Origin of the sequence: Sulfidibacter corallicola (assembly GCF_017498545.1) — a bacterium.
Classification (GTDB): Bacteria; Acidobacteriota; Holophagae; order Acanthopleuribacterales; family Acanthopleuribacteraceae; genus Sulfidibacter; species Sulfidibacter corallicola.
Genome location: NZ_CP071793.1, coordinates 481022 through 493379 on the forward strand (window position 1 = coordinate 481022; position 12358 = coordinate 493379).

A 12358-nucleotide genomic window follows, 5' to 3' on the forward strand; every position below is an offset into this window, starting at 1 on the left:
TCGATGGCGGCGAAGGGAATCGGGTTGCGTGGGTTGCCAGTTTTCGATGGCGCGCGGCGAATCGACACCCTGAGGGAAATCCTAACGAGCGAATTTGGAGGAATTGTGGAGTGGGTTGGAAAAAGCAAAGATTACCTCCAGGTATTTAACTCCGCCCGGTTTTCCGCGGGGGCGAAGGAAAATTGACAATCGGGAGAAGTGACGAGCCTCATCACCAGGCCTTCGGATTCGAGCGACAGCTCGAAGTTCAGGGACAGGATCAGGCGGCTGACGCGCGGATCCACCTCGCAGACCTGGGATTCGGTCGGATCGGTCAAGATCCCGCAGCGGCGGCTGAAAGTCATGGCGACGGCGACGCCGGTCTCGCGGCAGCGCAGGCGAAAGCCCAGCCGATCGGTTTGGGGGTCGGCGCTTTCGGTCACCACCGTGCTGCCGTCCGGCCAGGCCAGCGGTGAGGCGCCGCTTGCGAAGCTGCGCTGCACGGCGGTGAGCGGGGCGGAACCGAGAAGGCGGGAGAGGGCGTTCAACCAGGCCGAAGGCGCGACGCCCTGTGGTGCCAGCGCCGAAAGGGCCTTGCGAACGGCCGCGAGCCGTCGATCGTCCAGCTCGTCCTCGGATGCGACGGTCTCGTCCTCGAACAGCGCCGGGTCCAGCAGGCCTTTGGGAAAGCGAATCGGGTAGAGGCCGAGATCTTCGAGGAAAAAGGGACAGAGCGGTTCCTCGGCGTCGTTCGGGCGAGCGAGCCATTCCTGCATCAGGTCTTCGAAGATACCGCGGAACGAAATGGGCAGGGGGCCGCAATAGGGCGCGGGCAGGGCGGCCAGTTCCTGGGCTCTTTGGGCCGCCAGGGCCGCCAGCGGCTCGGTCAGCCGTTCCGTGACGAAGCGGGGCCAGGCGCCCGACGCCGTATCGGGCAACGGGGCGCGTTCGGCCGCGGCGTCGCGCTCGCGGAACCACAATTGGCGCAGCGGTTCGCCGGTCAGGCGCAGAAACTCCCAGATGCTCAGGCCCTGCGCGCGACAGGCCTCGAACAGGGCCGTCCGCAGTTCCATCTCGGCGACACAGCGTTGATCCAGGGAGTCGCCCAGCCATTGCCGGCAGATCTCGCGGGCCGCGCCGAACGGGATGCGGTCGATCAATGACTCGGCTTCGGAGGCGGTGGGCAGGGCCATGATGGACCACAGCTCGTGGCGTATCTCGCGGTTGGGCATCAGGCCGAAAAAGAAATAGGCTTCGCCGAACGTCAGCATGAGGTCGGTCAGCGTCTTGTTGTGGTCGAGCACCACCCAACGGCGGCCGCCATCCTCGTCCAAGACCAGGAAAAACTCGCTGGCGTCTTCCTGGCCGATGCAACCGTAGAAGGCGAAGGTTGCCTGGATCCAGGGAATCAAGGAAGCCCTCGAGGAAAAATCGCGCAGCACTTCCGGGTGATCGACCAGGGCGTGGAGGCCGGGCACGTAGCGTTGGAAACTACCCTGCACCCCGTCCAGTTTGACCCAGGCCGTCTGCGGGACGCCCAGCGCCTTGCCCAGTTCGGCGGCCAGGACTTCCTTGGCCGGGCCTTCGCCCATACGGGTTCCCAGATAGGAATAGCGACCCTCGGCGGCAGCGCGCTCGAGATGGCGTGCCGTATCGCCCTCCATTTGCCGGATTCGATCCACCTGGGGATGGTTGGTGGCCGGATCCTCGTGGATGCGCTTGCGCGACGCCGCGTCGGGCACGTAATCCTGGTCGCAGGGCTTGAAGACCCCGATGCGATGGGACGCGTCGCCACCGGTACCCCGTCGATCGAAGCAATACCAGGTGCCGCTGGCACCTTCCGGCTCCTGCTCCATCGCGATGCCGCGGGCCAGCGCGATGCGGGCCTCGGCCAATTCGGGGAAGGTGGCCACCTCCAGCAGGGTGGTCGGCAGGGATGGGTCGCTGTCGGCCACGGCCCGGGAAAGGGTGGCCAGCCGCTGGCCGTATTCGGCCTGGACGGCAGCCGCGTCTTCACCGCTCAGCGGCGTGTCGCGGGCAACGAATTTGTGAAGGAGGTCGCGTGCTTGATGCATGGTCGGATGTCCTCGATGCGGGTCGGTTGAGGGGGGAGACCGGTGTGGTGGGGTTTGTCGAACTGGGTTGTTCCAGCGTGCGGTGCCGGGTTGGGTCGTCGGGGAATCGCCTTGACGGCGGAACCCGCCGGGTCAGTATTGGGGATTGTTTTCGGCTTCGAGCTGCTGGACCCAGCGCAACACTTCGGCGACCGGTTCCAGCAGGTCCTTGGGAATGTAGTGGTCCTCGGGAGTCTGGTCCCACAGCGACCGCGCCAACGGCACGTTGCGCATGACGGGTATGCCTTCTTCCTTGGCCACTTCGATCATTTTCTTGGCGACGTGGTCCTGGCCCTTGGCCAGCACCATCGGTAGTTTGGTTTCTTCCTTGTCGTAGAAGAGCGCGATGGCGATATGGGTCGGGTTGGTCACGAGCACACTCGCTTTTTTGGTCTTCTGGACCGTTTCGCTGTTGATGAGTTCCTGGTGGAGCTGCTTGCGCTTGCCCTTGATGTGGGGGTCGCCCTCCATCTCCTTGTACTCGCGCTTGACCTCGTCCTTGGTCATCTTCAGCTTTTTGATGTGTTGGTAGTTCTGGAGGAAGTAGTCGACGACGGCCACCAGCAGGAAGGCGACCGCGGTGTAGATCGCCACCTGTTTGAGCATCGCGCCGAGCATGAAGTTGACGCCGGGCAGGCCCAGGTAGGGCAGCTTGACCAAGGGATCGATGCTGTCGCGAATGATGATGGTCAGCAGGGCGCCGAGAAAGGCGATCTTCAGGATCGACTTGATCAGCTCGATGAGGTTGTTCATCGAGAAAATCTTCTTCAAGCCCTCGACCGGGTTCAGTTTCTTGAGGTCCGGTTTCACCGATTCGAAGGCCAGCAGGGCGCCGACCTGGAAGAAGTTGCCCAAGACGCCCACGAAGGCGGCCACCAACACGAACGGCATCGAGACTTCCAACATGGTTCGGCCCACCCCGGTCACGACCGCCTTCAGGCCCTCGCGAAAAGGCTTTTCGTAGTATTGGGTGGGTAGCAGGATCATTTCCTGGAGGCGATCGACGACCCAACCCCAGAGGCCCGCGATCATGATGAACAGGGTGATGATGACCACAGCCGAGGGAACTTCCTTACTCTTGGCGACCTGACCCTTCTTTCGGGCGTCCCTCAGCTTTTTAGGGGTTGGTTGTTCTGTTTTTTCACTCATGGAGCACGTTCTTGATGAATTGGATGATGTCGCCGAGCACCAGGTCGGAGCCCATGAGCAGGTAGAAGACGTAGTAGGTATATATAATGAGGATGAAACTGCCCACGGCACTCTTGATCGGCATCGACAGGAAGAACACGTTCAACTGGGGCGCGAAGCGGTTGATCAGGCCCAGGCCGTATTCGGCGACGAACACGGCGATGATGATCGGCGCGGCGAACAGGACCGTGTACTCCATCAGGAGGTCGACCAGGTCGAGGAAGAAGATGGCGAACTCGGGACCGATGTTGGGAAAAAAGGAAAAGACGGGCCAGAGCTTGTAGGTCTCGAACAGGCCGCCGAGCACCAGCAGGAACCCGCCGCTGGAAAGGAACAGGGTCGCCAACAACTGCAGGAACATGCTGCCCAGCGGTGAGGTCTGATGGCCGGAAAGCGGGTCGACCACCTGGGCCATGGTGGTGCCGCGCTGGTTGTCGATGAAGAAACCGACACTCTCGCCGATCCAGAACACCACGCTCACCACGAAGCCGATGATCACCCCGATCAGGACTTCCTTGGCGAGCACGGCCACGATGGTGATCATGTCCAGTTGTTCCGGCATGGTCGGCGAAACCATGGGATAGACCATCAGGGTGAAACTGACCACGATGCTGTTGCGCACCATGCCCTGCAGGATCGATTGACCCAGAAAGGGGATGACCGAAAACATCGCCAACATGCGCGGCGCGCACATGGCGATGGTCAGTACCACCTGTTTGACCTGATCCATATATTCCATGATCGGTAACTTCTCCGAACCTATTTGACCGCGTAGGGGAACATTTCGAACATCTTGGTGCCGAACAGCAACAGCTCGGCACCCAGCCAGCGGGCCGTGAGAATCAAGGTGATCGTCACCGCCACCAGCTTGATGGCGAACGACAGGGTTTGTTCCTGAACCTGGGTCAGGGCCTGAATCAAACTGACCAGGATCCCGGTGCCCGCCGCCATGATGATGGGCGGCATCGACAGAATCAGGACCAGGGTCATGGACTGGATGGTCAGGTCGATAATGGTTGCTTCATCCATGAGGGACCTCCTGGGGGCACTCAGCTATAGGTCAGGACCAGTCCGTGGATCAGGCGGGCCCAGCCGTCCAAAAGCACGAACAGCAAGAGTTTGAAGGGGAGCGAGATGGTCATGGGCGAGACCATCATCATGCCCATCGCCAATAGGATGTTCGAGACCACGAGGTCGATGGCGATGAAGGGTAGGTAGAGCATGAATCCGATTTGGAAGGCGGCCGTCAATTCGCTGACCGTGAAGGCCGGGACCAGCACCATCAAGTCGTCTTCCTTCAGGTTCGCGGCGCTTTCTTCCGGCCACAGGGCCTTGGCCGAACGCATGAAGAAGGCGCGCTCGCGGGCGTGGGAGTGTTTGTAGAGGAAGGCGCGAATGGGTTCCTTGGCCTCGCCGGCCGCGGCCACCAGGCTCTGGAGATCGCGTTCCTTGATTTCGGCCTGACGGAAGGCCTCGTAGGCCTGCTGGCCGACGGGTGCCATCACGTAGACGGTCAGGATGATGGCCAGTCCGTTGATGACCATGTTGGGAGGAATGTTCTGGATCCCCAGTGCGTTGCGAACCAGCGACAACACGACCACCAGCTTGATGAACGAGGTCACCATGATGGCCACGAAGGGGGCCAGCGACAAGGTCACCAAGACCAACACGATGTAGAGGGGATCGGGCATGGTAAATTGTTCCATGGTTGAGAGACTCCGTTATTTCAAGCTCTTGGCTGATTTGGGATGGTGGCGGGCTCCTGGCGAGGGCCCGCCCGTGATCAGTCCTGACCGTCGAACAGTTCCAGGAAGCGAACGCCCAGGTTGTCTTCCACCTGAACCAGCTCGCCGCTGCCGATGACCTTGCCGTTGGCGCGAATGGTGATCGGTTTGTCCAGGTTGTGCTCCAGGTCGATCACGAAACCGGCCTGAATGGCGCGCAGATCGCCCAGTGTCAGGCTCTTGCGACCCACCTCGAAGACCAGGTCCACTTCCAATTCGTCCAGGCCACCGGCCTGGGAAGCGTCGGTGTGTTCATGTTGATTCATGTGCATGCTCTCCACGATAAGTTGTTGATTTTGCTGGTGTTCTTGAGTTTGAAGCGGGCCGCCGAGAACCAAGCCGCCCGGAAAACTCAGGCTCGCTTTTCCTTCGCGGGCGAAGGCGTGGTTGTCCATCAGCACGATGTCGTGCCGGTCCAGGCCACTCAGGTCCTCGAAGCGCAGGCGGGTTCGGCCGATCTCCAGCGAGGCGGGGAAGGGCAGGGACGACCAATTGCCCAGAGCCACCTGCTGTACCTTTTCCAGGAGGTCGGCGAACAGGGCCATCGCATTGCCGCGGAACGAGATATGGCCGCGGATGGGCTGGCCGTCGCTCGTCCGGATCAGGCGGAAGTGGAGGGTGCGGCCGTAGCCTTCCATGAAGCGATCGAAGGTATCGCGTTCCTGGATGGGGTACAGCAACTGTCGAATGCGGCTGTGCAGGCCCGACCAGGCTTCGAAGCGCCGCATGACGTCTTCCTGAATCAACTCGAACACCGCGGCGCGCAGCTCGTCCGGCAGATCCTCGATCGACTGGCCCAGCAACATCTGGTGCTGGTCGTTCATGAACCCCATGTGCTCCAGCCCGATGCGTACCTGACTCTCGCCGGCGCCGATTTCGAAGGCGATGATCGGCTCGTAGTGGATGGGTGTCGGCGAGAAGATCAGCGTGTACGCCACGTCGCCCAGGGTAAGCGTCATACACCCGTTCTTGCGGAAGATACGGTTGTAGAGGTAGGCTTCGTGGCTGGGAATCTTGCGGGGGCGGAAGGCCCGAGGTCTGATTTTTGATTTGGTCGTCAACGGCATAAGTCGTCCTGTGCTTCGGAGTGGTTGGCGGTGCGGCGCGGGTCAGGACCCGGGGACCGCACCTGCGGAGGATTATTCTTCTTCCATCTCTTCGATCAGGTCACGTCGATGGCGCGAGCGGCCGTCGGAGTGCTGATCGCCTTGGCGATTGGCGCCGCTGTCGGCACCTTGATCCTTGAAGTTCAGCTCGACGCGAACCTCGCGGTCGTTCAGGCGCTCGGTGAGGAAGGCCTGGAGGTTGTCCTGCTTCTCGGCCAACAGGCGATAGGCGTCGGTGGATTGCGTCACCATCTGGATCTGCAGGGCGCCGGCGTGGCGCAATATGCGTACCTCGGTACCCGGCAGTACCGAATCCTTGAGCATCAGGCGCACTTCGCCGTCGCCGCTCAGCGATTTGTCGGAGACCAGAATGCGGTCGACGATCTTGTCGGCCACTTCGGCGATGGTGCGCATGGCCGGCGGCAGGGGACCCTGCGCTCCCGCGGCGCCCGAAACCGGGCGGTTCGCCTGCAACAGGTTTAAAATTGCATCGCCCGCGCTTTGGGGCTGGCTCTGGGAGCCGCCGCCATCGCCATCGCCACCCGCTTCGCCGTCGCCCGCTTCGCCGAGCCGTCCGAGGCCGGGGGCTTCGCCTTCGGCACGGGCGTCGAGGTCGGTGGTTTCCGGACCCGCTGCCGCGCCCGTATCGAGACCTTTGCCGGTACCCGTGGCACCCGCGCTGCCCAACCCCGCCAGGACCGCGTCGCCGGCGGAGGACTGGGTCGTGGCGTCGGCGGTGTTCGCCGTCTCGACACCGGGGCCCGTCGTGGGCAGGGTTCCGGTTCCGGTGGTCGGTTGGCCGCCCTCGGTGCCGAGCGATTGCGGCGCGACCGGTGCACCGTCGGCAGGTGTGGGACGCTGCTGCAACCCGCTCAACAGGGCCTGACCCTGGGACGGGTCGCTGCCGGTCGGGTTCGCGGAAGTCGAGGCCGGACCGGTATCGGTGACCGTGGGCCCTTCGGACGGCGCGATGGCGGGACCGCGGAACAGGTTGACCAGCGTGGGACCTTTCACCGGCTCGTTGGGCGCCTGCCGCCGATCCGTCTTGATCTGCTCGAGGCGGCGTTCCTCTTGGCGGCGCTTGTGTTTCTGGAAGGCCGCGAGCTGCTCGTCGGTGAGGCTGTCCAGCGGGAAATCGGGATCGAACTCGTCGCCATCCATCGGTTCGTCCTGGCCCTGACCGTCCTGGTCGCGGCCCGATTGGCCGTCGTCCTTCACCTTCTGGACCTTTTGCTGGGATTTTTTGTCGAAAAGCGAGAGAGGGGATGGTTGATCGTCACCGGTTTCGCGTTCATCGCGCTGTTCGCGTCGCATCATGTCTTCGAACGCGGATTGTTCGCCGTGGACATCGCGGGGCTCGTTGACGGCCGGCGCACCCGAGCCAGATGCCTGGCCCGCGCCGGGTGATTTTGGGACGTTTGAAAAATGTATCATCGGGTGCCTCTCGTGAACGCTTGATATAGGGAATACTTCAATTCTGCGTGGATGCCGGAGTGGGGATCACTCCTCTCGATCGTCGGAGTTCCGCGGCCTGTCGTCGTCTTCGTCTTCATCCTCGAAGCCCTTTTTCTTGACCTGGAAATCCTCCATTTCCTTCTCTTCCTTTTCCGCCTCTTCCAGTTGCGCTTCTTCCATCCAGATCTTCTTGTGTTCCTCGATCTTCTGGCGATCCTTGGCCGCGGCCTTGTGGGCCTCGCGCGCCTCTTCGAGCTTGGTCTCGGCCTCCTGCTTGGCGCGTTTGGCGTCCTCGATCGCCTTCTCGAAGGCCAGGTCGCGTTGGCGCAACATGTAGATGCGCGCCTTCAGATCGTCCAGGTCGCGGAGACTGACGTTCTTGCCCTTGATGTCGGCGTAGAGCTGGTCTTCCCGTTGCTTGCGCCAGGTCAGGTATTCGTCCTTCTCCTTGATCTTCTGGTGGATGAGCTTCTCGGCCTCCTCGAGTTTGTATTGGGCCACCGTGACTTCCTTGGCCGCGGCATCCTGGCGGAATTCGCGAACTTTGAGCAGGTCTTGCAATACGTATTTGATGTTGGACATGGGTGTTTTCGGTGTTTCCCGCAGTCAGGTGGGTTGGCCCGGTCAGCCGACCAGGCGCATCAGTTGTTTGAGGGTTTCTTCGTAGGGTTGTTTCTCGTCCGTGCGCTGGCGCAGGAACTGGTTGATCTGGTCGATTTTGGCGAGGGCCAGGTCGGCTTCTCGATCCGCGCCCTTCTTGTACTCGCCGATCTGAACCAGCAATTCGATTTCGCGGTACTTGGCGAGCAGGGCGCGCAGTCGTTCGGCGGCGGCGCGGTGATCGGGGCTGACCACCGCGTTCATGACGCGGCTGGCGCTGGCCAGGACGTCGATGGCCGGGTAGTGGCCGCCGGCGGCCAGCTTGCGCGAGAGGATGATGTGGCCGTCGAGGATCGAGCGGGTTTCGTCGGCGACCGGTTCGGTCATGTCGTCACCTTCGACGAGGACGGTGTAGAGAGCGGTGATCGAGCCTTTGTCGGAGCGACCGGCGCGCTCCATCAACAAGGGCAGGGTGGTGAACACGGAGGGCGGGAAACCGCGACGGGTGGGCGGTTCGCCCGCGGCCAGGCCGATTTCGCGCTGGGCCCGCGCGAATCGCGTGACCGAATCCATCATCAGCAGGACCCGTTTGCCCTGGTCGCGGTAGTACTCGGCGACCGCCGTGGCCACGTAGGCGGCCTTCAGGCGTTCCATCGAGGATTTGTCCGAGGTGGCACACACGATGACCGATTTCTTGAGACCTTCCGGACCCAGGTCGTGCTCGATGAATTCGCGGACTTCTCGGCCGCGTTCCCCGATCAGCGCCAGAACCGTGACGTCGACGTCGGCGCCCTTGACCAGCATGGACAGCAGGGTGGACTTACCACCGCCGGCGGCCGCGAAGATCCCCATGCGCTGGCCTTCGCCGCAGGTGAGCACGCCGTCCAGGCAACGCAGGCCCAGGGGCTGCGGGCGGTCGATGATCATGCGCTTCAGCGGATCGGGGGGCTCGGCGTATACGGGATAATAATCGGAGACGTGCAGCGGCCCCATCGTGTCGATGTCCAGCGGGTTGCCCAGGCCGTCCAACACGCGGCCCATCAATTCGGGGCCGACGGGCACCATGTGCGATTTCCCGGTCGGGATGACCTCGGCGGCCGACGAGATGCCCACCATGTTGCTGAGCGGGGTCAACAGGGCGCAGCCCTTGGCGAAGCCCACCACCTCGGCATGCACTTCCATCTCTTCCCAGGGGTTCTTCAAGATGCAGATCTCGCCGATCTTCACCGCCGGGACCACCGCCTTGATGATGGTCCCGACGACCTGAACCACGCGGCCCTTGACCTCGAGCGGGATGGTCTCCTCGATGGCGTTGTTGAGAACCTCGGTGATGTAGTTCAAGCTGCTGCCGTGCATGGGTTCGTGCTCCTCGTACGCGGATTCGGGGGGCGTCTAGCGCCGGCTTTGGAACGCCTTCTGAAGGGCGTTGTGAATGGCCTTGAGCTGAACGTCCAGGCTGGCGTCGACGACGCCGATCTCGCTCTCCAGCAGGCAACCGCCTTCGCCGAGGCGACCGTCGGCGACCACGTCGATGAAGTTGATCGAGGGGAAATCGGCCATGATCTTGGTGAGGTTCGTCTTGACGGTCTCCACCTGCTGGGGCGAAACCCGCAGGGTGACCTGCTTCTGGTTGCGGGCCACGGCCAGGACACTGCGCACGATGCGCAGGATCAGTTCCTGGTCGTCGATCTCACCCAGGATTTTCTTGACCGCCAGGATCACCGTGTTGGTGATCTCCTCTTCGATCTTGGCGAAGTAATTGACGGTTTGGGTGATGGTGTCCATCATCTGGAGGGACAGGTTCATCTTGCCCTCTTCCAGGCCGTCCTCGTAGCCGCGCTTCTTTTCCTGTTCGTAGACCACGCGCGCTTCGCCGACGATGCGATCGGCTTCGTGGCGGGCCGCTTCGATGAGTGCATGAGCCTCGGTAAACGCCTGATACTCGGCGGCTTTGATGATCTTTTTGCCGGGCGTGAACTGGAACCCGTCCTTTTTCAGTTGAACAAAGCTGCCCATTGGGGTGCCACCTCATGGATCAGGATTTTGTGGAACATGCGCCGGGCGCGGTCTTTTTCTTTCGCCCAAGGATTCTTGTAGAGCTTGAGACCTTTGCCTTTGGGGAATTTGAGCTGCAGTCGCTGAATCAGTGCCGGCGGCTCGTCGGCGAAACAGGCTGCAAGGGCCAGCATGCCGCAGTTCCGCACGTGGGCGTCGAAATCGAAGCCCACCTGGTCGGGCAGTCTCAGTGGCCAGCGGCCCACCAGGAAGGGCGCCTTCTTGATGGCGAACTGGTAGCTTTCCTCGCCGATGCTCTCGCGCACGAACAGCACGTCCTGGCGCGAGATGGCGGCCGCGATGCTGGGGCCGTTGAGGGCGATGCCCGCGTAGTAGGCCGCGTTGATCAGGTCGTCGGCATCGATCAGGGCCAGGCGGCGGTGCGGTTGCTCGAAGTCGAACCAGAACTGGTCTTTCAGGTCCAGGCGGTTCAGGATCGTGTCGGCCAGTCTCTGTTCCGTTCGCGGATTGTCGCGCAACATGCCGTAGAGGTTCGAAGGCAGCAGCTCTTCGACCCACGATGCGTGGATGTAGCGCGTCGGCAGCATGTTGAAGGCATACACCAACGGCATCAGCGTGTCGTCGCGCTTCTGCAGCAGGTAGCCGAGGTACGACTTACGCATTCGCGCCGGCCTCCGTCAGTTCGGGTGCGGTCTCGCCCTTCTTCTGGCGATGAAACAGGTAGCCGGCGGCGCCCGCGGCCGCGAGGAACAGTACGATCAGCACACCCAACACCGTCCACAGCGTGGTGACGGCATCGGCGGCGACCGGAATGCCCAGAACCTGTTTCATGGCGGGGCCCTCTTCGGCGATCACGACTTGCGCCGGAAACAGCGCCACCGTCACCTTGTCGTAGGTCAGGCCCTCGATGCTGTTGACCACCAGCTTCTTGATCTGCGGCACGCTGGCGGTCACGTTCGAATCCTCGCGGTACTTGATGAAGACCGAGGCCGAAGAAGGGGTCAGGTTGTCGCTCAGCGGATTGTTCTCGGGCAGAACGATGTGGACCCGTGAGGAGAGCACGCCGTCGATTTCGGCGATGGTGCCCGAGAGTTCCTGGGACAGGGCGTAGATGAAGCGAATCCGTTCCTCCAACGGCGAGGAGATCAGGCCTTCCTTCTTGAAGACTTTGCCCATGGTGGCGAATTCGGCTTTGGGATATCCGAGACTCTTGAGGAGATCGACCGATTCGGCGATCTTTTTCTCGTCGACATGAAGGACGTAGGTCTCCTCCGAACCCGGCACTTTTTGGCAACTGATGCCGTTGCGCAGCAGGATGGCCAGCATTTCGTTGGCTTCCTGTTCGCCCAGGTTCGAGTAGAGTTCGACTTTACACGCCGTACACAGCAGAAGCACGAGAACGGCGGTCAGCCAAGGGCGGAGTCTCCGGAAAAAAGTCGATGAACGGTGGTGGTGTGGTTCTTGGTGTTTCATGGTGTGGTCGCTTTCCCCAATCACTCAGGCTGCGGTTTTGGTGTGGATCGCTCGAGCGCCCGCCCCCGCTCGCCGTGAGCGCGGGATGGGCCGGCGGTTCGACGGACGGTCGAAAACCGCCCGTTACTGGTTGCGGAACAGGGTTTGGATGCCCTGGCTGGTCTTGTCGGCGACCTTGGTGGTCACGTCCTGTTGCAGGTTCATCTGCATCAACTCGACCTGCAGGCGAACGCCGTCCTGGAAGCTCAGGGGATTGATCGAGGTGTCGTCCAGCAGCTTGGTGACGTTGTTGATGTGACCCTCGTGGGTGGTACTGATCTTCTCCATGCCCTGGAGAATGATGTCACCCAGGTTCTCGGTGATCGGTTTGGCTTCGATGTCGGTCGGCGCGACCTCCGCCACCGGTTCGGTCATCGAGACCGCGTTCAGCTCGGGGGGATTCACGGAGTCGATGGGCCCGTTGGGACCGGCCGCCAGCAATTCCTCGAAGCGCGTCACGTCGGTGGGATCGGGTTCCAGGCTGCCGGGGCCGGTCTTGGCGGCATCGCCGACGGCTTGGGTGCCTTGCTCGAGTGTCTGCTGCAGGCCTTGCTGTAAACTTTGTTGTGCGGATGCTTCCAACATGGGACCTCCTTTGCGATAT

Annotated in this window: 13 protein-coding genes; all 13 read right to left on the reverse strand. The window is 62.1% G+C overall.

What is annotated here, in order from left to right:
- Positions 1-131: 131 nt before the first annotated feature.
- Positions 132-2054, reverse strand: a complete 1923-nt coding sequence (locus J3U87_RS01490; RefSeq protein ID WP_237381250.1) for a hypothetical protein — start codon at positions 2052-2054, stop codon at positions 132-134.
- A gap of 132 nt (positions 2055-2186) precedes the next feature.
- Positions 2187-3242 (reverse strand): type III secretion system export apparatus subunit SctU, encoded by a 1056-nt coding sequence (gene sctU / locus J3U87_RS01495; RefSeq protein ID WP_237381251.1) that lies wholly within the window; start codon positions 3240-3242, stop codon positions 2187-2189.
- Complete coding sequence (sctT, locus tag J3U87_RS01500; protein ID WP_237381252.1) at positions 3235-4020, reverse strand: type III secretion system export apparatus subunit SctT; 786 nt, start codon at positions 4018-4020, stop codon at positions 3235-3237. The genes sctU and sctT overlap by 8 nt, the downstream gene beginning before the upstream one ends.
- A gap of 20 nt (positions 4021-4040) precedes the next feature.
- On the reverse strand, positions 4041-4310 hold the full coding sequence (sctS, locus tag J3U87_RS01505; RefSeq protein WP_237381253.1) for a type III secretion system export apparatus subunit SctS: 270 nt from the start codon (positions 4308-4310) through the stop codon (positions 4041-4043).
- 20 nt (positions 4311-4330) lie between these two features.
- Positions 4331-4987 (reverse strand): type III secretion system export apparatus subunit SctR, encoded by a 657-nt coding sequence (sctR, locus tag J3U87_RS01510; RefSeq protein ID WP_237381254.1) that lies wholly within the window; start codon positions 4985-4987, stop codon positions 4331-4333.
- A gap of 77 nt (positions 4988-5064) precedes the next feature.
- Positions 5065-6132 carry a type III secretion system cytoplasmic ring protein SctQ gene (gene sctQ / locus J3U87_RS01515; protein WP_237381255.1) on the reverse strand — a complete coding sequence of 356 codons (1068 nt, stop codon included), beginning with the start codon at positions 6130-6132 and terminating at the stop codon, positions 5065-5067.
- Between the two features lie 72 nt (positions 6133-6204).
- Positions 6205-7605, reverse strand: a complete 1401-nt coding sequence (locus tag J3U87_RS01520) for a type III secretion HpaP family protein (protein WP_237381256.1) — start codon at positions 7603-7605, stop codon at positions 6205-6207.
- Between the two features lie 66 nt (positions 7606-7671).
- On the reverse strand, positions 7672-8208 hold the full coding sequence (gene sctO, locus J3U87_RS01525) for a type III secretion system stalk subunit SctO (protein WP_237381257.1): 537 nt from the start codon (positions 8206-8208) through the stop codon (positions 7672-7674).
- Between the two features lie 42 nt (positions 8209-8250).
- Complete coding sequence (sctN, locus tag J3U87_RS01530; protein ID WP_237381258.1) at positions 8251-9582, reverse strand: type III secretion system ATPase SctN; 1332 nt, start codon at positions 9580-9582, stop codon at positions 8251-8253.
- 36 nt (positions 9583-9618) lie between these two features.
- The gene (locus tag J3U87_RS01535) at positions 9619-10242 is read right to left on the reverse strand and encodes an HrpE/YscL family type III secretion apparatus protein (protein WP_237381259.1); all 624 of its coding nucleotides are present in this window, start codon (positions 10240-10242) and stop codon (positions 9619-9621) included.
- On the reverse strand, positions 10221-10904 hold the full coding sequence (locus tag J3U87_RS01540) for a SctK family type III secretion system sorting platform protein (RefSeq protein ID WP_237381260.1): 684 nt from the start codon (positions 10902-10904) through the stop codon (positions 10221-10223). The genes J3U87_RS01535 and J3U87_RS01540 overlap by 22 nt, the downstream gene beginning before the upstream one ends.
- The gene (gene sctJ, locus J3U87_RS01545; protein WP_237381261.1) at positions 10897-11715 is read right to left on the reverse strand and encodes a type III secretion system inner membrane ring lipoprotein SctJ; all 819 of its coding nucleotides are present in this window, start codon (positions 11713-11715) and stop codon (positions 10897-10899) included. The genes J3U87_RS01540 and sctJ overlap by 8 nt, the downstream gene beginning before the upstream one ends.
- A gap of 123 nt (positions 11716-11838) precedes the next feature.
- The gene (gene sctI, locus J3U87_RS01550; RefSeq protein WP_237381262.1) at positions 11839-12339 is read right to left on the reverse strand and encodes a type III secretion system inner rod subunit SctI; all 501 of its coding nucleotides are present in this window, start codon (positions 12337-12339) and stop codon (positions 11839-11841) included.
- Positions 12340-12358 lie beyond the last annotated feature (19 nt).

Coding starts and splice junctions, on each gene's coding strand:
- J3U87_RS01490 (WP_237381250.1), bottom strand. CDS start 2,054: ATGCATCAAGCACGCGACCTCCTTCACAAATTCGTTGCCCGCGACACG.
- sctU (WP_237381251.1), bottom strand. CDS start 3,242: ATGAGTGAAAAAACAGAACAACCAACCCCTAAAAAGCTGAGGGACGCC.
- sctT (WP_237381252.1), bottom strand. CDS start 4,020: ATGGAATATATGGATCAGGTCAAACAGGTGGTACTGACCATCGCCATG.
- sctS (WP_237381253.1), bottom strand. CDS start 4,310: ATGGATGAAGCAACCATTATCGACCTGACCATCCAGTCCATGACCCTG.
- sctR (WP_237381254.1), bottom strand. CDS start 4,987: ATGGAACAATTTACCATGCCCGATCCCCTCTACATCGTGTTGGTCTTG.
- sctQ (WP_237381255.1), bottom strand. CDS start 6,132: ATGCCGTTGACGACCAAATCAAAAATCAGACCTCGGGCCTTCCGCCCC.
- J3U87_RS01520 (WP_237381256.1), bottom strand. CDS start 7,605: ATGATACATTTTTCAAACGTCCCAAAATCACCCGGCGCGGGCCAGGCA.
- sctO (WP_237381257.1), bottom strand. CDS start 8,208: ATGTCCAACATCAAATACGTATTGCAAGACCTGCTCAAAGTTCGCGAA.
- sctN (WP_237381258.1), bottom strand. CDS start 9,582: ATGCACGGCAGCAGCTTGAACTACATCACCGAGGTTCTCAACAACGCC.
- J3U87_RS01535 (WP_237381259.1), bottom strand. CDS start 10,242: ATGGGCAGCTTTGTTCAACTGAAAAAGGACGGGTTCCAGTTCACGCCC.
- J3U87_RS01540 (WP_237381260.1), bottom strand. CDS start 10,904: ATGCGTAAGTCGTACCTCGGCTACCTGCTGCAGAAGCGCGACGACACG.
- sctJ (WP_237381261.1), bottom strand. CDS start 11,715: ATGAAACACCAAGAACCACACCACCACCGTTCATCGACTTTTTTCCGG.
- sctI (WP_237381262.1), bottom strand. CDS start 12,339: ATGTTGGAAGCATCCGCACAACAAAGTTTACAGCAAGGCCTGCAGCAG.